Genomic DNA, 875 nt, shown 5'->3' with positions numbered 1-875 from the left:
GCGATGCCGCGTTGTCCCGCACCAAGTACATCGAATCGCTCTTCGACGCCGCCGGCGCTGCATCCGCTGCGCGCGAGAAGGTCGACGAAGCGGCTCGCGCCGCCGACCGCGCCGACACCGAACACGCCGCCGCGTACAAGCAAGCGATCGACGCCGGATGGACTGCGGCCGAACTGACCGCAAGCGGCCTGGCCTCACCGACTCCGGCGAACAAGAAACCTTCGCGCAGCAAAGCGGCCAAGCGTTCGAGCTCGCGAGCGAGTAGTCCGACGCGTCGACGCGTCGGCATCGTTGCGCAGTCGAGCGAACACGACGACGACACCAACCGCAACGCCGACACCGACACTGCACCACTGCACGGCGACGGCCAGCCCTCGACTCAGCAGTCGGAACCGACAGCGAGCTGAACTCGGTGCGTCGTTCTCCTGCGCACCTCTCATCGCCCTCGGATACACGCACGCTCGGCGGTTCTCGTCCGCGCTGCTCGCCGCGCGTGCAACCACTCGTACTTCTCACCTCCCGGTGCGCACCGTCGCACCCACACTCCAACGGAGACAACCACACATGACCGCACCATCGCCTCTCGGCCGCGCACTGGTTCAGTACGCACGCGCTACCGCTCGATTCGACAAAGCCGCCCGCAGCACCGAAGCTCAACTGCCCTCCGTCCTCACTGATTTGGCCGCATACCGAAAACAATGGGAAGCCGAAGCGCGCACACACGGCGCGACAGACAGCGATCTAGCAACCGCACGCGAACCAGCCGAGACTGCGTCTCCTCCGAGCGTGCGCCCCAGCATCAACGTCGAAATTCGCTCGCTCGATCAACACGGCGACCCAGGTTTTATGCACTATCGCGGAGACTTCTACACCGA

At 65.3% G+C, this 875-nt stretch carries 1 protein-coding gene and 1 pseudogene; both read left to right on the top strand.

Annotated features, from left to right (window positions below; all coding sequences use genetic code 11):
• A partial coding sequence (locus QMK32_RS25185; protein WP_283478302.1) for a hypothetical protein occupies positions 1–407 on the top strand: 407 nt, incomplete at its 5' end.
• A gap of 157 nt (positions 408–564) precedes the next feature.
• Positions 565–875: pseudogene (locus tag QMK32_RS25180) on the top strand (hypothetical protein); the annotation flags it as partial.

The sequence above is a fragment of the Rhodococcus sp. H29-C3 genome (assembly GCF_030063405.1).
GTDB lineage: Bacteria > Actinomycetota > Actinomycetes > Mycobacteriales > Mycobacteriaceae > Rhodococcoides.
Note: the sequence above shows the minus strand (reverse complement) of the source record. Positions and strands in the feature narration are given on the sequence as shown.